This window comes from Streptomyces sp. NPDC096324 (assembly GCF_044763015.1).
Classification (GTDB): Bacteria; Actinomycetota; Actinomycetes; order Streptomycetales; family Streptomycetaceae; genus Streptomyces.
Window position 1 is genome coordinate 324362 of record NZ_JBIWFK010000001.1, and the last position, 17248, is coordinate 341609.

Genomic DNA, 17248 nt, shown 5'->3' on the forward strand with positions numbered 1-17248 from the left:
GCAAGGGGAATGCAAGGTGGCGGACGCCGCTGTGGATCGGACCCCGCGTGTGCTCATCGCGGCGGACAAGTTCAAGGGATCACTGACGGCCGTGCAGGTCGCGGAGCGGGTGACGGCCGGACTGCGCAGGGTCGCACCGCACGCCCGGGTCGAGTCGCTGCCCGTGGCCGACGGCGGCGACGGCACCGTCGACGCCGCGGTCGCGGCCGGATTCGAGCGCCGCGAGGTGCGCGTCGCCGGACCGCTGGGCGACGAGGTGACCGCCGCGTTCGCGCTGCGCGGACGGACCGCGGTCGTGGAGATGGCCGAGGCGAGCGGGCTCCAGCGGCTGCCCAGGGGCGTCTTCGCGCCGCTCTCGTCCTCCACCTGCGGCACGGGGGAGCTGTTGCGCGCCGCGCTCGACGCGGGTGCCGACACCGTCGTCTTCGGGGTGGGCGGCAGCGCGACCACGGACGGCGGGGCGGGCATGCTCTCCGCGCTCGGCGCGCGCTTCCTCGACGCGGAGGGCGAGCCGGTGGCTCCGGGCGGCGCCGCGCTGGCCGACGTGCGGAGCGCCGATCTGTCCGGCCTCGACGACCGGCTCGCCGGCGTCGACCTCGTCCTCGCCAGCGACGTGGACAACCCGCTGACCGGTCCGAAGGGCGCGCCCGCCGTCTACGGCCCCCAGAAGGGCGCCGGTCCCGACGACGTGGCGGTGCTGGACACCGCCCTCGCCCATTTCGCCGGCGTCCTGGAGAAGGAGATCGGGCCGAAGGCCGCCGGGTACGCGACCGCGCCCGGCGCCGGTGCCGCGGGAGGGGTCGGCTACGGGGCCCTGGTCCTCGGCGCCCGCTTCCGGCCCGGCATCGAGGTGATGCTCGACGTGCTCGGCTTCGCGCCCGCGCTGGAGCGCGCCACGCTGGTGATCACCGGTGAGGGGTCGCTGGACGAACAGACGCTGCACGGGAAGGCGCCGGCCGGGGTCGCGGCGGCCGCCCGGGCGGCGGGCAAGGAGGTCGTCGCGGTCTGCGGGCGCCTCGCGCTCGCCCCCGAGGCGCTCGGCAGGGCCGGCATCCGGCGCGCGTACCCCCTGACCGAGGCCGAGCCCGACATCGCGAAGTGCCTCTCCGACGCCGGACCGATCCTGGAGCGGGTGGCGGAGAACATCGGGCGAGACTTCCTGCTCTGAGAGCCGCTCGCCCGCCGGGCCGAAGGCTGGTGGGCCGCTCGCCCGCCAGCCCCCGGCCCCTAACCCTCGGCCGCTGGCCCCCGGCCCCCGGCCCCCGGCCTTCGGCGACCGGCCCCCAACCACCGGCCCCCAATCCCCAACCACCGGCCACCGGTCCCCGGCCACCGGTCCCCGGCCACCGGTCCCCGGCCACCGGTCCCCGGCCACCGGTCCCCGGCCACCGGTCCCCGGCCACCGGTCCCCGGTCCCCGGCCACCGGTCCCCGGCCTTCGGCCACGGGCTCCCGGCCTTCGGCCACGGGCCCCCGGCCCCAAGGCCCAAGGCCCGCGGCCCGCGGCCCGCGGGCCGGGGCGCCGGCCGTTCTCGGCTCAGCGTCCCGGCACCGGACCCGCCCCCGCGACCGTCGTCGCGCTCGCCAGCCGGTAGGCGTCCAGGGCCAGCGTCATCTCGATCAGGTCGCGGGGGCGGGCCAGTGAGCGCGAGGTGAGCTGTTCCAGCCGGCGCAGGCGGTTGAAGACGGTGTTCCGGTGGCAGTACAGCCGTCCCGCCGCGCGCCCCGCTGACCCCTCGCAGGCCAGCCACATGTCCAGCGTCTCGATCAGCACCGCCCGGTCCCCGGGTTCGAGCTCCAGCAACGTGCCGAACACGTCCGCCACCAGGCGGCCCGCCAGCTCCGGCTGGCTCACGACGAGCGCCGTCGGCATCCGCTGATCGAGGCGTACGACACCGGTCGCGTCCGGCGGACAGGTGCGCAGCGCCAGTTCGGCCCACCGCCGGGCCCGCCCCAGCTCACCCAGACCCGTCACCACGGGAGAGATGCCGCCCGGGCCCGACCGCCGGCCGTCCAGCAGCCGGGCCACCCCGTCCAGGCCCTGTCCGGCGTCCAGCGCCACCACCGCGATCTCGCAGTCGGCCCGCATCCGCCAGATGAACCGCAGCCCCGCGCCCACCACCGGCCGGACGCAGACGTCCCGTCCGTCGTGGCGTTCCGTCCGCAGCACCACGACGGCGTACGGTCCGTGCTCGGGCAGATCGAGACCGGCCGCCGCCCGCGCCGCGAGCCCCGGGGCCTGATGACCCTCCAGCAGCGCGTCGAGCAAGGCCTGCAACTGCTCGTCCGTGCGCCGCCGCAGCTCCCGTTCCGTGGCGAGGTAGGACTCCGAGGCCGTCGTGGCCTGCGCGTCCACCGCGGACCACACCATCGTGGCGCACCGCATGAGCACCGCGAGCCGCTCGGGCTCACGGCTCGCCGCGCTCTCCATCAGCGCGTCCCACACCAGATAGCCCGCGGCACGGTAGGCGTGCACGAGGAGTTCGAGCGGCAGCCCCTGCTGGGCCCGTCTGCGGCCCGCCTCCTCGGCGTGCTCCAGATCGCGGCGCGGTGAGTCCCGCGGCGCGGAGATCGCCTTGATGCCGATGCGCATCGCCGTCTCCGCCTCCCGCCACTGCTGGTCGTACGGCAGCACCTGTCCGTAGACGGGGGAGTACTCGGTGAGCTGCCTGACGTGCTCGTCGACGAGCTCGGGCAGCCGTTCCAGCAGAGCCGTGCACGACTCCGCGAGCAGCTTCCAGTCATGACCGGTCCGCGGTCTGCGCCCTCCCATGGCCGGAGGATGCCACCGCGACCCGGGGTCGCACAGGCCCCTGACACGCGGTGTTGTGCGCGTGCACAACGGACGGGCGCCACCGGTGGGCTCCCGCCGCGTTTCCGCCGCGGCCCGTGGACGGGGGTGCCCGCCGGTGCTGAGGTGAGCGCCACACCGAGCGAGGACAAGGGAGATGCCATGGGCGGTTCCGCTCTGCACGTGCGGGATCTGTCGGTCGGATACGGCCCCGTACGCGCACTGCGTCATGTGTCGCTGGAAGTGCCCGAGGCGGCCGTGGTGACGGTTCTCGGCGGCAACGGCGCGGGCAAGTCGACGCTGCTGCGGGCGGTGTGCCGGACCCTCTCCTTCCACGGGGGCGCGGTCACCGGCGGCACGGTCACGCTGGGCGGACGCCCGCTCGACCGGCTGCCGCCGGACCGGGTCGTGGCCGCCGGCGTGTCCCAAGTACCCGAAGGGCGAAGGGTGTTCAGCCGCATGACGGTCGCGGACAATCTGCGCGCCGGAGCCCTCGGCGGCACCGGGGGCCGCGTCGCCAGAGCGCGCGCCCTGCGACGGGTGCACGAACTGTTCCCCGTCCTCGCCGACCGCGCGGGTCAGCGGGCGGGACTGCTGTCCGGCGGTGAGCAGCAGATGCTCGCGGTCGGCCGGGCCCTCATGGGCGCCCCGAAGGTGCTGCTGCTCGACGAACCCTCCCTCGGTCTCGCCCCGTTGATGGCCGCACGGATCGCCGACACCGTGCGGGAGATCAACGAGCAGGGCACCTCCGTCCTGCTCGTGGAACAGAACGCCGCCCTCGCCCTGCGGCTCGCCTCGACCGCCCATGTCCTGGAGGTCGGCGAGGTCACCCTGTCCGGTCCCGCGGACGAACTCGCCGCCTCCGACGAGGTGCGCCGCCGCTACCTCGGCGTGGTCGACGAGGACGCCGCGGCCGACGGCGCGGCCCCGTCCGACGGCCTTCCGTCCCTGTCCCGCTGGAAGGGGTGACCCCACCGTGGAAGAACACGACGACACGGCGGCCCGCCCGTCCGCTCAGGCGGCCCCCGCCCGTTCGGACGGCCCGGCGGCCACCGCGGCCGGTGCGGACGCTCCTACACCCGCGTCCGGCAAGGCCGTTCGGCCGGACGATCCCTCCGGCATTCCCTCGCTCGACGTCCGGGACGTGACCGTCCGCTTCGCCGGGCTGACCGCGCTCGACGCGGTGGGCTTCACCGTGCGGCCGGGCACCGTGCACGCCCTCATCGGACCGAACGGCGCCGGGAAGTCCACCTGCTTCAACGTGCTGTCCGGTGTCTGCCGGCCCGCCGCCGGAAGCGTCCGTCTCGGGGAGCACGAGCTCACCGGCCTGCCGCCCCACGAGATCGCCGGGCTCGGCGTGGCCCGGATCTTCCAGAACCTCGCGCTGCCCCCGCACGCCACCGTCGAGGACTGTCTGCTGCTCGGCCGGCACCGGCTGACCCGCGCCGGATTCCTCGCCACAGGCCTGCGGCTGCCCTCGGCGGCCCGCGAGGACCGGCGCCACCGCGAACGCGTCCGTGAGATCGCCGCGTTCGTGGGTCTGGAGCGGCAGCTCCGCCGGCCCGCAGGTTCGCTCCCGTACGGACAGCAGAAGCTCGCCGAGCTCGCCCGCGCGCTGTGCATGGAACCCCGGGTCCTGCTGCTGGACGAACCCGTCGCCGGGATGACCGGGGACGAACGGCGCCGTACGGCGGCGGTCGTCGCCGGGGTCCGCGACAGCCTCGGCATCTCGATCGTGCTCGTGGAACACGACATGGGGGTGGTGATGCGGCTCGCGGACGCGGTGACCGTACTCGACTTCGGGCGCCGGATCGCCGACGGCGCCCCCGCAGACGTACAGAACGATCCGGCGGTGGTGCGGGCCTACCTGGGCGAGCGCGCCGAGCCAGAGGAGACCGCGTCATGAGCACCTTCGTCGAACTCCTGCTCAACGGCCTGTCCATGGGCTCCGTCTACGCCCTCATCGCCCTCGGCTTCGTCGTCATCTTCCGGGCCACCGAGGTCGTCAACTTCGCACACGCCTCCCTGCTGCTGGCGGGCGGCTACGTCACCGCGACCCTCCACGACGACATCGGCTTCTGGCCCGCGCTGCTCGCCGGGGTCGCGGGCGCCGCGGTCGTCGGCGCCGCCGTCGAGTTCCTGGTCATGCGCCGCTACCGGGGCTCCGACCAGAGCGTCCTCGCGATCGTCACCATCGGCGTCGACATCCTGCTCACCACCGAACTCGCCCGCCGGATCGGCACGGACGTCCTGGCGCTCGGCGACCCCTGGGGCGACGCCGTCCTCACCGTCGGCCCCGTCTCCGTCGCCCACACCCGGATCGCGGCCTTCGTCACCGCGTCCCTGCTCATCACGGCTTTCCTGCTGGCCTTCCGGTTCACGTCCTGGGGCGTGGCCACGCGCGCCGCGGCCGAGAGCCCGGAGACCGCGGCCCTGATGGGCGTCCGGCTGGGCCGGGTGTCGCTGGGAGCCTGGGCGGTGGCCGGCGGCCTCGCGGCCGTCGCCGCGCTGTTCCTGACCGTCTTCCCGACACCCGGGCTGGAACGGGCCACCTCGCTCGCCGCGCTCAAGGCCTTCCCCGCGGCGATCCTCGGCGGTCTCGACTCGACGACCGGCGCGCTGGTCGGCGGACTCCTCGTCGGCGTCACGGAGTCCCTCGCCACCGGCTACCAGAGCGACCTCACCTTCCTCGGGCGCGGCCTCGGCGACCTCGCGCCCTACCTGGTGATGGTCGTGATCCTGCTCATCCGGCCCGCCGGGCTGTTCGGCACGAAGGAGCTCGCCCGTGTCTGAGGTCCTCACCCACGACGAGGCGGGCAGCGCGCCCCGCCCCGCCCGCCGGCGCACGGTCCGGCTGCCCGCGGCCCGGACCGCCGCCGGGGCCGCGGGCGCCCTCCTGTTGCTAGCGCTGCCCTTCTACGTCGACCGCTTCTGGCTCCAGGCCGGACTGTTCGCGATGGCCGCCGCGATCGGCGCCATCGGCCTGAACCTCCTGACCGGCGCGACCGGGCAGCTCTCCATGGGGCACGCGTTCTTCCTCGCGGTCGGCGCGTACGGCTACTGCGTGTTCGCCGCCGACGGGGGCGACGGACTGACGGGGCTCGGCCTGCCCTCCTGGCTGGCCGCCGTCCTCGCCGTGGCCGTCTCCGGGATCGCCGGAGGCCTGTTCAGCCCGATCGCGGGACGGCTGCGCGGCGCCTACCTCGGCATCGCCACGCTCGCCCTGATCTTCATCGGACAGCACGTCCTGTTCAACGCCAGGGATCTGACGGGCGGCTTCAACGGCCGCGACGTACCGCCGCTCAGCCTCTTCGGCCTCACCTTCGACGACCGCGAGCTGGTCGTCGCCCAGGTGCCCTTCGGCTCGGCCGAGAAACTCTGGTACGTGGGGCTGCTGCTGCTCCTCGGCTGCGGGCTGTTCGCCCGCGGGGTGCTGCGCGGCCGGCCCGGCCGGGCGATGAACGCGATCCGCGACCACCGGATCGCCGCCGGGGTGCTCGGCGTGCCCGTCGCCCGCTACCGCGCCGGTGTCTTCGTCCTGTCCTCGATGTACGCGGGCCTGGCCGGGGTGCTGCTCGCCCTGGTCTTCCAGCGCACGGTGCCCGACTACTTCGGGATCACCCTCTCGCTCGACTACCTCGCCATGATCGTCATCGGCGGGCTCGGCTCGGTGGGGGGAGCGGTGGCGGGGGCCGTGTTCGTCTCGCTGCTGCCCCAGGTGCTGACCCGCTACAGCGACACCCTTCCCCTGGTCTCCGACCCGGGCACGGGCGGGATCGCGCCGGGTGAGGCAGCCCGGTACCTGTACGGCGCCGCCGTCGTGGCGGTGGTGCTCTTTCTTCCGGGCGGCCTGGTCAGAGCGGCCGCCCGGCTTCGCGTCACACCCCGTCCCGGGGCCACTGAAGGGGAGGAACGATGAGAACGACACACACCGCGAGGCTGGCCGCCGGGGCGCTGGCCGCCCTGCTCGTGCTGGCCGGATGCAGCTCCAAGGCCAAGGACGGTGACGACGGCGAGGGGGCGGCCGGCGGGGTGAAGACCGGCGAGGGGATCTCCGGGAAGACGATCAGCCTCGGCGTGCTCACCGACATGAGCGGGGTCTACGCGACGCTCGGCAAGAGCGTCACCCAGGCCCAGCAGCTCTATGTGAAGCAGACCAACGCCGCCGGCGGCGTCTGCGGCTACAAGCTGGCGCTGACGGTCCGCGACCACGGCTACGACCCGCAGAAGGCCGTCTCCGGCTACACGGAGCTGGCGCCGAAGGTGCTGGGCTTCACCCAGTTCATCGGCTCGCCGTTCGTCGCGGCCGTCAAGCAGCGCATCGACGGCCAGGACAAGGCGCTGGTCCTGCCGCAGGCCTGGTCGGCGACCTTGCTGGGCAGCCCGTACATCCGGCCCATCGGCTCCACGTACGACATCGAGACGATCAACGCGATCGACTTCCTGATGAAGGAGAAGGGACTGAAGAAGGGCGACAGCATCGGCCATGTCTACTTCGAGGGCGACTACGGCGAGAACGCCCTGACCGGCTCCCGGTACATGGCGAAGCAGGCGGGGCTCAAGGTCGTCGAGCAGAAGATCAAGCCGACCGACAACGACATGACCGGCCAGGTCGTCGCGCTGAAGAAGGCCGGGGTGAAGGCCGTCGTGATCAGCGCGGGCCCGCGGCAGGCGGCCTCGCTCGTCGGGGTCGCGGCGGCGGTGAAGTTCGACGTGCCGGTGATCGGCAACAACTCGGCGTTCGCCCCGCAGCTCCTGGCCACCGCGGCCGCCCCGGCCCTGGAGGCCAACTACTACGTCGCGAACCCCTCGCTGCCGGTCGGCGCGGACACCCCGAAGGCGAAGAAGCTGGTCGCGGACTACAAGGCCGCCTATCCGAAGGACTCCCTCGACAACGGCGTGGTCGCGGGCTGGACGGCCGCGTCGGCGTTCGGCGAGGCGCTGAAGAAGGCCTGCGCGGCCAAGGACCTCACCCGCGAGGGCGTCGACAAGGCCCTGCTGACGATCAAGGGGTTCGACCCCGGCTTCGGCATCCCCCAGGACTTCACCGACCCGAAGTCGGCCTCGTCGAAGGAGAGCGTCATCCTGCAGCCCGACAAGAACGCCGTGGGCGGGATGAAGGTCGTCCGTGAGGCCGAGGCCTCGTCCGTCGCGCAGGGGTACACACCCGGCGCCTGACCCCGGCGCACGCCCGGTACGTGACCCCCCGCGCCCCAGCGCGGGGGGTCACGTGCGGGGCGGCGGACTCCGCCCAAGCGGAAGGGCCCCGAACCGTGTGGTTCGGGGCCCTTCCGTGTCGTACGGGGTGTTACGGGAGCTGTGCGGCTCGTGCCTCACGGCGGTTGCCCCGGAAGTTGTTCACCCGGCGGGCCGTGGCGAACAGCGGGATCACCGCGCCCATGACGAGCTGCAGCGCGCAGCCGGTCTGGAGGAGGAGCTGGCCGCCGGGGGCGTCGAACGCCCAGGCCGCCAGGAGCGCCATCGAGAGCACGATCCACGAGAGCATCGCCACCGCGAGGCGGCCGCGGGGCTTCGGGTACTCGACCCGGCTCACCATCAGCCAGGCGGTGCCCATGATCGCCATGAGCGTGGCGACGAAGGGCAGCTCCAGCAGGATGATCGAGACCACCGTCAGCGCGCCGAACGGGCTCGGCATGCCCTGGAACGTGCCGTCCTTCACCGTGACGCAGGAGAATCTCGCGAGCCTCAGCACCACGGCCAGGAGCACCACGATCGCCCCGACCGCCGCCACCTTCTGGTAGGCGTCGTCCGCGACCATGCCGTAGACCAGCACGAAGTACGCCGGCGCGAGGCCGAAGCTGATCAGGTCGGACAGGTTGTCCAGCTCGGCGCCCATGGGGGAGGAGCGCAGCTTGCGGGCCACCAGTCCGTCGAACAGGTCGAAGACCGCGGCGCAGAGCATGAGGATCACGGCCGTCGCGGCGGAGTGACGGGCCATGCCCGACTCGTCGCTGCCCGTGAGGTGCGGGATCAGGATGCCGGTGGTGGTGTAGTACACCGCCATGAAGCCGCAGGTGGCGTTGCCGAGCGTGAGCGTGTCCGCTATCGACAGGCGGAGCGAGAGAGGCATCTCCTCGTCGTCGTCCACCTCATCGGCCTCCGGCACCCAGCCGGCCTGTGTCTCGGGATCAATCACGGTCAATTCGAGTCACCCCAGCCACGGTCTTCTGACCGACCTCCACGTCGACCTCGACACCCTCGGGGAGGTAGATGTCCACGCGCGAGCCGAAGCGGATCAGGCCGATCCGGTCGCCCTGCTCGACCTTCGTCCCCTGCGGGATGTAGGGGACGATGCGGCGGGCGACGGCGCCGGCGATCTGGATCATCTCGATGTCACCGAGTTCGGTGTCGAAGTGCCAGACGACGCGCTCGTTGTTCTCGCTCTCCTTGTTGAACGCCGGAACGAACCCACCGGGGATGTGCTCGACCGACGTCACCGTGCCGGAGAGTGGCGCGCGGTTGACGTGGACGTTGAGCGGGCTCATGAAGATCGCGACGCGGGTGCGTCCGTCCTTCCACGGCATGATGCTCTGCACCACACCGTCGGCGGGCGAGATGACACGGCCCTGCGTGATCTCGCGCTCGGGGTCGCGGAAGAACCACAGCATCCCGGCCGCGAGTGCGGTGACGGGTACGGCCACGGCCTTGGCCGCGCCGGAACGGCGCGAACGGGCCAGGCTGAGTGCTGCGGTGGCAACGGTCGGGAGAAGCCACGGCGATGCTCCGCGCGCGAGGCGGACCCGGCCGCGAGGTGCAGAGGTTTGGCTGTGGGGCATGGATGACCTTCGTAGCGGATGATGCCGCGCTCGAACGGGGGACGGCGGCTTTCACGCGATCGTACCGGTCGCAGACCGCAACTGGGCAAGCCAAGTTGCGGAGTCGACGGCTGAAGAGAGCTGACGGGGTGTGACCTTCTTCGCGAAGAAAACACCCCGAACCCGGACATCTAGCCCTGGAGTCGATACTCTTCGAGCAGCCGGCGCCCGATGATCATTTTCTGGATTTCGGCGGTACCTTCGCCGATCAGCAGCATCGGCGCCTCACGGTAGAGGCGCTCGATCTCGTACTCCTTGGAGAAGCCGTAGCCGCCGTGGATCCGGAAAGCATCTTCCACGACCTCTTTGCAGTACTCGGAGGCGAGGTACTTCGCCATCCCTGCCTCGAGGTCGTTTCGTTCCCCGGAGTCCTTTTTGCGAGCCGCGTTCACCATCATTGCATGGGCGGCCTCGACCTTGGTAGCCATCTCGGCCAGCTTGAACTGGATCGCCTGGTGCTGGGCGATCGCCTTGCCGAAAGTGTGACGTTGCTGGGCATATGAGACACCGAGCTCAAATGCACGCTGTGCGACGCCGCAGCCACGAGCCGCGACATTGACGCGGCCGACCTCGACTCCGTCCATCATTTGGTAAAACCCTCGGCCGGTGGTGCCGCCGAGGACTCGATTGGCCGGAATGCGCAGTCCGTCCATGATGAGTTCGGTGGTGTCGACCCCCTTGTAACCCATCTTGTCGATCTTCCCGGGGATCGTGAGGCCCGGACGGACCTCTCCGAAGCCGGGCTCCTTCTCCACGAGGAAGGTCGTCATCGACTTGTGGGGCGCGGTGCCCTCGGGGTGTCCTTCGTCACTTCGGACGAGAACGGCCACCAGAGTCGACGATCCGCCGTTCGTCAGCCACATCTTCTGGCCGTTCAGGACGTACTCGTCGCCGTCCTTGACCGCCTTGGACGTGATGGCCGACACATCGGAGCCGAGACCCGGCTCCGACATCGAGAACGCGCCGCGCACCTCGCCGAGCGCCATCCGGGGCAGGAAGTGGTCCTTCTGCTCCTGCGTCCCGTGCTGCTTGAGCATGTACGCCACGATGAAGTGGGTGTTGATGATGCCGGAGACCGACATCCAGCCGCGGGCGATCTCCTCCACGCACAGCGCGTAGGTGAGGAGCGACTCGCCCAGGCCCCCGTACTCCTCGGGGATCATCAGACCGAACAGACCCAGCTCCTTGAGTCCGTCGACGATCGCTTGCGGGTACTCGTCGCGGTGCTCCAGCTCGGTGGCGACCGGGATGATCTCCTTGTCCACGAAATCGCGGACCGTGGAGAGGATCTCCTGCTGGACATCGGTCAGACCGGCGGTCTGGGCGAGTCGCGCCATGACTACTTCTCCGTCTTCTTCTCCGCCGGGGCGGTGAGTTCGGGCCGGCCGGGCTGCTCGCCGCCGCGCTCCTTGATGTACGTCTCGGTGGGGACCATCACCTTGCGGCGGAACACGCAGACGAGCGTGCCGTCCTGCTTGTAGCCCTTGGTCTCCACGTAGACGATCCCGCGGTCCGACTTGGACCGGGAGGGCGTCTTGTCGAGGACCGTGGTCTCGCCGTAGATCGTGTCGCCGTGGAAGGTCGGCGCCACGTGCTTCAGCGACTCGATCTCCAGGTTGGCGATCGCCTTGCCCGAGACGTCCGGCACGGACATGCCCAGCAGCAGCGAGTAGATGTAGTTGCCGACGACGACGTTCCGGCCGAAATCGGTCGTCTTCTCCGCGTAGTTGCTGTCCATGTGGAGCGGGTGGTGGTTCATGGTCAGCAGACAGAAGAGGTGGTCGTCGTACTCCGTGACCGTCTTTCCGGGCCAGTGCTTGTAGACCGCCCCGACCTCGAACTCTTCGTAAGTGCGTCCGAACTGCATGGTGCTCAGGCCTCCGGGGCTTCGAACGACGTGGTGCGCTGCATGCCGGCGGCCCGGCCCTTGCCCGAGATGACGAGCGCCATCTTGCGGCTGGCCTCGTCGATCATCTCGTCGCCGAGCATTGCGGAGCCCTTCTTGCCGCCCGCCTCGGACGTGTAGTAGTCGTACGCGTCCAGGATCAGCTCGGCGTGGTCGAAGTCCTCCTGCGAGGGCGAGAAGATCTCGTTCGAGGCCTCCACCTGACCCGGGTGCAGCACCCACTTGCCGTCGAAGCCGAGCGCGGCGGCGCGCTGGGCGACCGCGCGGTAGCCGTCGATGTTGCGGATCTGGAGGTAGGGGCCGTCGATCGCCTGGAGGTTGTTGGCGCGCGCGGCCATCAGGATCTTCATCAGGATGTAGTGGTAGGCGTCCGCCGGGTAGCCGGGCGGCTGCTCACCCACGACGAGCGACTTCATGTTGATCGACGCCATGAAGTCGGCCGGGCCGAAGATGATGGTCTCCACGCGCTGCGAGGCGGTGGCGATCTCGTTGACGTTGTTCAGGCCCTGGGCGTTCTCGATCTGCGCCTCGATGCCGATCTTGCCGACCTCGAAGCCCATCGTCTTCTCGATCTGCGTGAGCAGGAGGTCGAGCGCCACGACCTGCTGGGCCGTCTGGACCTTCGGCAGCATGATGCAGTCGAGGTTCTGCCCCGCGCCCTCGACGACCGTGACGACATCGCGGTACGTCCACTCGGTCGTCCAGTCGTTGACGCGCACGACCCGCGTCTTGCCGGTCCAGTCACCCTCGTTGAGGAACTTGACGATGGTGTGCCGGGCGTCGGGCTTGGCCAGCGGCGCGCACGCGTCCTCCAGGTCCAGGAAGACCTGGTCCGCGGGGAGTCCCTGCGCCTTCTCCAGGAAGCGGGGGTTGCTTCCGGGGACCGCGAGACAGGAGCGTCGCGGACGCAGACGGTTGACGGGCGTGGTCATGCGGGGACCTCCAGGGGGTCGAGCTTGTTCGCTTTCCGGATCTCGTCGACGATACGGCCGATGATTCCGGTGATGTCGAAGTCCTTCGGTGTGAAGACCGCGGCCACTCCCGCGGCCCTGAGCAGTTCGGCGTCGGCGTTCGGGATGATCCCGCCCGCGATCACCGGAATGTCGGCCGCGCCGGCCGCGCGCAGCTTCTCCAGGACGTCCGGCACGAGCTGGGCGTGCGAGCCGGACAGGATGGACAGGCCCACGGCGTGCACGTCCTCGGCCACGGCCGCGTCCACGATCTGCTCGGGGGTGAGCCGGATGCCCTGGTAGACCACCTCGAAGCCGGCGTCACGCGCCCGCACGGCGATCTGCTCGGCGCCGTTGGAGTGTCCGTCCAGGCCCGGCTTGCCCACCAGGAAGCGGAGGTTGCCGGCGCCGAGGTCCTTGGCGGTCAGCTCCACCTTGCGACGCACCAGGGCCATCGCGGTGCCCTCCTCCGCGGTCACCGCGACGGGCGCCGAGGAGACACCGGTCGGGGCGCGGAACTCGCCGAACACCTCGCGCAGGGCCCCGGCCCACTCGCCGGTGGTGACACCGGCGCGGGCGCACTCCAGGGTGGCCTCCATGAGGTTGGCGGTGCCCTTCGCGGCCTCCTTCAGCTTCTCCAGCGCCTTGCACGGGCGCGGGTGGTTGAAGGGCGGCTGGTAGCGCGTGTCGCGCCAGGTCCCCAGGGCGGAGATCACCCGGGCCTCGACCGCGGGGTCGACCGTCATGATCGCCGCGTCCAGGTCGGCCGTGAGCGGGTTCGGCTCGGTCGACTGGAAGACGTTGACGCCGACGATCTTGTCGGTGCCGCCCTCGATGCGGCCCCGGCGCTCGGCGTGCGAGGAGACGAGCTGCGACTTGAGGTAGCCGGACTCGACGGCGGCCATCGCGCCGCCCATCTCCTCGATCCGCGCGATCTCGGCCAGCGACTCCTCGACGAGGGCGGTCACCTTGGCCTCGATGACGTGCGAGCCCTCGAAGATGTCCTCGTACTCCAGCAGATCGCTCTCGTGCGCCAGCACCTGCTGGATGCGCAGCGACCACTGCTGGTCCCACGGGCGGGGCAGGCCCAGCGCCTCGTTCCAGGCGGGCAGCTGGACCGCACGCGCGCGGGCGTCCTTGGAGAGGGTGACGGCCAGCATCTCCAGGACGATCCGCTGGACGTTGTTCTCCGGCTGCGCCTCGGTCAGACCGAGGGAGTTGACCTGGACGCCGTACCGGAAACGCCGCTGCTTGGGGTTCTCGATGCCGTACCGCTCGCGGGTGATCTTGTCCCAGATCCGCCCGAACGCCCGCATCTTGCACATCTCCTCGATGAAGCGGACACCCGCGTTCACGAAGAAGGAGATACGGGCCACGACCTCGCCCTTGCGGTCCTCGGCGATCTGCCCGGACGCGAACACCGCGTCCAGGACGGCGATCGCGGTGGACATCGCGTACGCGATCTCCTGGACCGGGGTGGCGCCCGCCTCCTGCAGGTGGTAGCTGCAGATGTTGATCGGGTTCCACTTGGGGATGTGGTTGACCGTGTACGTGATCATGTCCGTCGTGAGACGGAGCGAGGGCACCGGCGGGAAGACGTGCGTCCCCCGCGAGAGGTACTCCTTCACGATGTCGTTCTGGGTCGTGCCCTGGAGCTGGGTGATGTCCGCACCCTGCTCCTCGGCGACGACCTGATAGAGCGCCAGCAGCCACATGGCGGTGGCGTTGATGGTCATCGAGGTGTTCATCTGCTCCAGGGGGATGTCCTGGAACAGCCGGCGCATGTCACCGAGGTGCGAGACGGGGACACCGACCCGGCCGACCTCGCCGCGGGCGAGGATGTGGTCGGGGTCGTAGCCCGTCTGCGTCGGCAGGTCGAAGGCCACGGAGAGCCCTGTCTGCCCCTTGGCGAGGTTACGCCGGTACAACTCGTTGGACGCCTCGGCCGTGGAGTGGCCGGCGTACGTGCGCATGAGCCACGGCCGGTCCTTCACTCTTTGCGCCTGCTCCTGAGGGCGCTCGGTGCCGGTGCCGACGTTCCTCAGCCCGCGGTCGCTGCGCTCCCTCGGCTTCGTCTCTTTCGGCACCGGCGTACCCTCAGTAGCCGGCGCGGACACCCTCTGCCCGTCGGCTGTCTGACGCTCTGTCATGGTGGACCTCAGACGTTCCGGAAGCGGTTGATGGCGTCGATGTGCTGGGCGCGCTTCTCGTGGTCGCGGACTCCCAGGCCCTCCTCGGGCGCCAGCGCGAGGACGCCGACCTTGCCCTGGTGGAGGTTGCGGTGCACGTCGTGGGCGGCCTGCCCGGTGTCCTCCAGGGAGTAGACCTTGGAGAGCGTCGGGTGGATCTTGCCCTTGGCGACGAGCCGGTTGGCCTCCCAGGCCTCGCGGTAGTTCGCGAAGTGCGAGCCGATGATCCGCTTCAGCGACATCCACAGGTAGCGGTTGTCGTACTCGTGCATGTAGCCCGAGGTCGAGGCGCACGTGGTGATGGTGCCGCCCTTGCGGGTGACGTAGACCGAGGCGCCGAAGGTCTCGCGGCCCGGGTGCTCGAAGACGATGTCGATGTCCTCGCCGCCGGTGAACTCGCGGATGCGCTTGCCGAAGCGCTTCCACTCCTTCGGGTCCTGGGTGGTCTCGTCCTTCCAGAACTTGTAGCCCTCGGCGCTGCGGTCGATGATCGCCTCGGCGCCCATCGCGCGGCAGATGTCCGCCTTCTGCTCGCTGGAGACCACACAGATCGGGTTGGCGCCGCCGGCGAGCGCGAACTGCGTGGCGTACGAGCCCAGTCCACCGCTCGCGCCCCAGATCAGGACGTTGTCGCCCTGCTTCATGCCGGCGCCGTTGCGGGAGACGAGCTGCCGGTAGGCGGTGGAGTTCACCAGGCCCGGAGCGGCGGCCTCCTCCCAGCTCAGGTGGTCCGGCTTCGGCATGAGCTGGTTGGACTTGACGAGCGCGATCTCGGCGAGGCCGCCGAAGTTGGTCTCGAAGCCCCAGATGCGCTGCTCGGGGTCGAGCATCGTGTCGTTGTGGCCGTCGGAGGACTCCAGCTCGACGGACAGACAGTGCGCGACGACCTCGTCGCCGGGCTTCCAGGAGTTGACTCCCGGGCCGGTGCGCAGGACGACGCCCGCGAGGTCCGAACCGATGATGTGGTACGGCAGGTCGTGGCGCTTGCTGAGGTCGCTGAGGCGCCCGTAGCGCTCCAGGAAGTTGAAGGTCGACACCGGCTCGAAGATCGAGGTCCAGACCGAGTTGTAGTTCACGGAGGACGCCATCACCGCGACCAGGGCCTCGCCCGGGCCGAGTTCCGGCACCGGCACGTCGTCCAGGTGGATCGACTTGCGGGGGTCCTTGTCGCGGCTGTTGAGCCCGGCGAACATCTCCGCCTCGTCCTTGTGCACGGTGATCGCGCGGTAGGAGTCGGGGAGCGGAAGAGCGGCGAAGTCGGCGGACGTGGCCGTCTGCGACTGAATCGCGTCCAGGATTTCCTTCACGGTGTTGCCTCCGGCGATGCGCGTTCCGAGGGAGAACGCTGAGGGGTACGTCGGTGCTGCTGCTGAGGGGTGTGCCGTCGGTCCGGCGGAGGTGGTGCTGTGGCAGCGCTGTGGTTGGCGCAGGAGGTTGCCTGTGACGCAGGCGTCCGGGCGCGCAGGCCATGGGGCTTGCGGGGACAGCCGGCGTACGCATGGTCTCTGCACGCCGGCCGCCCGGACTCCTTCAACGTATGGCACGCCGTGTCACCTGACAAGGCACGGAGTGCCAGAAGTTGCGCTCAGGTGAAATCTTTACGTAACACGTGAGCGATGATCGATCAGATCGGGCCGCAAAACACTCAAACCAGGGCACAAAAAACGCCGGACGCGCTCGAAGTGAGCGTGTCCGGCGCGTGGTCGGAGAAGTGGGCCGTCCTCGGACGGCGGGCCGCTACGACCGTTCCTTGAGGGCCTGCTCGATGGTGCGCATCACCTGATCCAGCGGGGCGTCCACACGGGCGACGGTCACCAGGACGTCCCCCTCGGTGAAGGACGACGCCGGCGCCGGTCGCGGCGCGGTCTCCCGTCCCGCGCCGATCCCGGTGCCGAACGTCTTGCGGACGATGGCGAAGGCGTGGTCGAGCTGGGACTCCACGTCGCCCTGGCCGCCGGCCCGCAGCCACCGCCGCAGGACGTGGTTGTGGGCCGTGACCACGGCCGACGCGGCGACCTCGGCGAGCAGGGGATCGTCGTTCGCGTCGTCGTCGTGCGCGTGTTCGTCGAAGTGGCCCAGGAGATAGCGGGTGAAGAGCCGCTCGTAGCGGGCCACCGAGGCGATCTCGGCCTCGCGCAGCGTCGGCACCTCGCGCGTCAGCTTGTAGCGGGAGACGGAGATCTCCGGCTGGGCCGCGTACATCTTCATGACTTCCTTGATGCCGCGGCACACGGTGTCGAGCGGATGCTCGTGCGGGGGTGCCGCGTTGAGCACCGCCTCGGCCCGGATCAGGGTGTCGTCGTGATCGGGGAAGATCGCCTCTTCCTTGGAGCGGAAGTGGCGGAAGAACGTCCGGCGGGCCACTCCGGCCCGGGCCGCGATCTCGTCGACGGTGGTCGCCTCGTACCCCTTGGCGGCGAACAGCTCCATGGCCGCGGCCGCCAGTTCCCGGCGCATCTTGAGGCGTTGGGCCGCCGCGCGACTGCCCGCGGCGCTCTCCGGCGCGTCGGGCGTGGCTGGTGTACGTGAGGACCTGGCGGGCTGGGACATGCCCCGAACGTACTGCATGTGCGCAGG

15 protein-coding genes are annotated in these 17248 nt (G+C 70.6%); 6 read left to right on the plus strand and 9 right to left on the minus strand.

Features of this window, described 5'->3' with window-relative positions:
- Nucleotides 1–16: 16 nt before the first annotated feature.
- Nucleotides 17–1168 (plus strand): glycerate kinase, encoded by a 1152-nt coding sequence (locus ACIQ7M_RS01390; protein ID WP_403638569.1) that lies wholly within the window; start codon nt 17–19, stop codon nt 1166–1168.
- 368 nt (nt 1169–1536) lie between these two features.
- Here the strand turns inward: ACIQ7M_RS01390 and ACIQ7M_RS01395 are convergent, their stop codons facing one another.
- On the minus strand, nt 1537–2772 hold the full coding sequence (locus ACIQ7M_RS01395) for a PucR family transcriptional regulator (protein WP_403638571.1): 1236 nt from the start codon (nt 2770–2772) through the stop codon (nt 1537–1539).
- A gap of 180 nt (nt 2773–2952) precedes the next feature.
- On the opposite strand from ACIQ7M_RS01395, the gene ACIQ7M_RS01400 reads away from it, so the two are divergent.
- The 5 genes from ACIQ7M_RS01400 (at nt 2953) to ACIQ7M_RS01420 (ending at nt 7968) form a co-directional block, all read left to right on the plus strand.
- Nucleotides 2953–3759, plus strand: a complete 807-nt coding sequence (locus ACIQ7M_RS01400) for an ABC transporter ATP-binding protein (RefSeq protein ID WP_355764076.1) — start codon at nt 2953–2955, stop codon at nt 3757–3759.
- Between the two features lie 151 nt (nt 3760–3910).
- On the plus strand, nt 3911–4696 hold the full coding sequence (locus tag ACIQ7M_RS01405) for an ABC transporter ATP-binding protein (RefSeq protein ID WP_403639225.1): 786 nt from the start codon (nt 3911–3913) through the stop codon (nt 4694–4696).
- Nucleotides 4693–5583, plus strand: a complete 891-nt coding sequence (locus tag ACIQ7M_RS01410; RefSeq protein WP_403638573.1) for a branched-chain amino acid ABC transporter permease — start codon at nt 4693–4695, stop codon at nt 5581–5583. Before ACIQ7M_RS01405 ends, ACIQ7M_RS01410 begins: the two co-directional genes overlap by 4 nt.
- Complete coding sequence (locus ACIQ7M_RS01415; RefSeq protein ID WP_403638575.1) at nt 5576–6709, plus strand: branched-chain amino acid ABC transporter permease; 1134 nt, start codon at nt 5576–5578, stop codon at nt 6707–6709. Before ACIQ7M_RS01410 ends, ACIQ7M_RS01415 begins: the two co-directional genes overlap by 8 nt.
- Nucleotides 6706–7968: an ABC transporter substrate-binding protein gene (locus tag ACIQ7M_RS01420; protein WP_403638577.1), complete on the plus strand. Its 1263-nt coding sequence runs from the start codon at nt 6706–6708 to the stop codon at nt 7966–7968. The genes ACIQ7M_RS01415 and ACIQ7M_RS01420 overlap by 4 nt, the downstream gene beginning before the upstream one ends.
- A 130-nt stretch (nt 7969–8098) precedes the next feature.
- Here ACIQ7M_RS01420 and pssA read toward each other — a convergent pair whose 3' ends face one another.
- From pssA to ACIQ7M_RS01460, 8 genes are all read right to left on the minus strand, one after another.
- Entirely contained in the window at nt 8099–8917 is an 819-nt protein-coding gene (pssA, locus tag ACIQ7M_RS01425; protein WP_328458001.1) for a CDP-diacylglycerol--serine O-phosphatidyltransferase, read from the minus strand.
- 22 nt (nt 8918–8939) lie between these two features.
- Complete coding sequence (locus ACIQ7M_RS01430) at nt 8940–9587, minus strand: phosphatidylserine decarboxylase (protein ID WP_328552592.1); 648 nt, start codon at nt 9585–9587, stop codon at nt 8940–8942.
- Between the two features lie 170 nt (nt 9588–9757).
- Nucleotides 9758–10963, minus strand: coding sequence for an acyl-CoA dehydrogenase family protein (locus ACIQ7M_RS01435; protein WP_037621472.1), 1206 nt, complete (start codon nt 10961–10963; stop codon nt 9758–9760).
- 2 nt (nt 10964–10965) lie between these two features.
- Nucleotides 10966–11493 (minus strand): MaoC family dehydratase, encoded by a 528-nt coding sequence (locus ACIQ7M_RS01440; protein WP_355764065.1) that lies wholly within the window; start codon nt 11491–11493, stop codon nt 10966–10968.
- Between the two features lie 5 nt (nt 11494–11498).
- The gene (locus ACIQ7M_RS01445; RefSeq protein ID WP_326784643.1) at nt 11499–12464 is read right to left on the minus strand and encodes a CoA ester lyase; all 966 of its coding nucleotides are present in this window, start codon (nt 12462–12464) and stop codon (nt 11499–11501) included.
- Nucleotides 12461–14476 (minus strand): protein meaA, encoded by a 2016-nt coding sequence (locus ACIQ7M_RS01450; RefSeq protein ID WP_403639227.1) that lies wholly within the window; start codon nt 14474–14476, stop codon nt 12461–12463. Before ACIQ7M_RS01450 ends, ACIQ7M_RS01445 begins: the two co-directional genes overlap by 4 nt.
- Before the next feature lie 164 nt (nt 14477–14640).
- Nucleotides 14641–15978 (minus strand): crotonyl-CoA carboxylase/reductase, encoded by a 1338-nt coding sequence (gene ccrA / locus ACIQ7M_RS01455; RefSeq protein ID WP_386984550.1) that lies wholly within the window; start codon nt 15976–15978, stop codon nt 14641–14643.
- A gap of 430 nt (nt 15979–16408) precedes the next feature.
- A complete protein-coding gene (locus ACIQ7M_RS01460; protein ID WP_386984552.1) occupies nt 16409–17221 on the minus strand; it encodes a TetR family transcriptional regulator in 813 nt (270 codons plus the stop codon).
- Nucleotides 17222–17248 lie beyond the last annotated feature (27 nt).

What these genes read in the sequence shown, in the direction of transcription:
- ACIQ7M_RS01395 (WP_403638571.1), bottom strand. Translation starts at nt 2,772, where the DNA reads ATGGGAGGGCGCAGACCGCGGACCGGTCATGACTGGAAGCTGCTCGCG.
- ACIQ7M_RS01400 (WP_355764076.1), top strand. Translation starts at nt 2,953, where the DNA reads ATGGGCGGTTCCGCTCTGCACGTGCGGGATCTGTCGGTCGGATACGGC.
- ACIQ7M_RS01410 (WP_403638573.1), top strand. Translation starts at nt 4,693, where the DNA reads ATGAGCACCTTCGTCGAACTCCTGCTCAACGGCCTGTCCATGGGCTCC.
- ACIQ7M_RS01420 (WP_403638577.1), top strand. Translation starts at nt 6,706, where the DNA reads ATGAGAACGACACACACCGCGAGGCTGGCCGCCGGGGCGCTGGCCGCC.
- ACIQ7M_RS01430 (WP_328552592.1), bottom strand. Translation starts at nt 9,587, where the DNA reads ATGCCCCACAGCCAAACCTCTGCACCTCGCGGCCGGGTCCGCCTCGCG.
- ACIQ7M_RS01435 (WP_037621472.1), bottom strand. Translation starts at nt 10,963, where the DNA reads ATGGCGCGACTCGCCCAGACCGCCGGTCTGACCGATGTCCAGCAGGAG.
- ACIQ7M_RS01440 (WP_355764065.1), bottom strand. Translation starts at nt 11,493, where the DNA reads ATGCAGTTCGGACGCACTTACGAAGAGTTCGAGGTCGGGGCGGTCTAC.
- ACIQ7M_RS01445 (WP_326784643.1), bottom strand. Translation starts at nt 12,464, where the DNA reads ATGACCACGCCCGTCAACCGTCTGCGTCCGCGACGCTCCTGTCTCGCG.
- ACIQ7M_RS01460 (WP_386984552.1), bottom strand. Translation starts at nt 17,221, where the DNA reads ATGTCCCAGCCCGCCAGGTCCTCACGTACACCAGCCACGCCCGACGCG.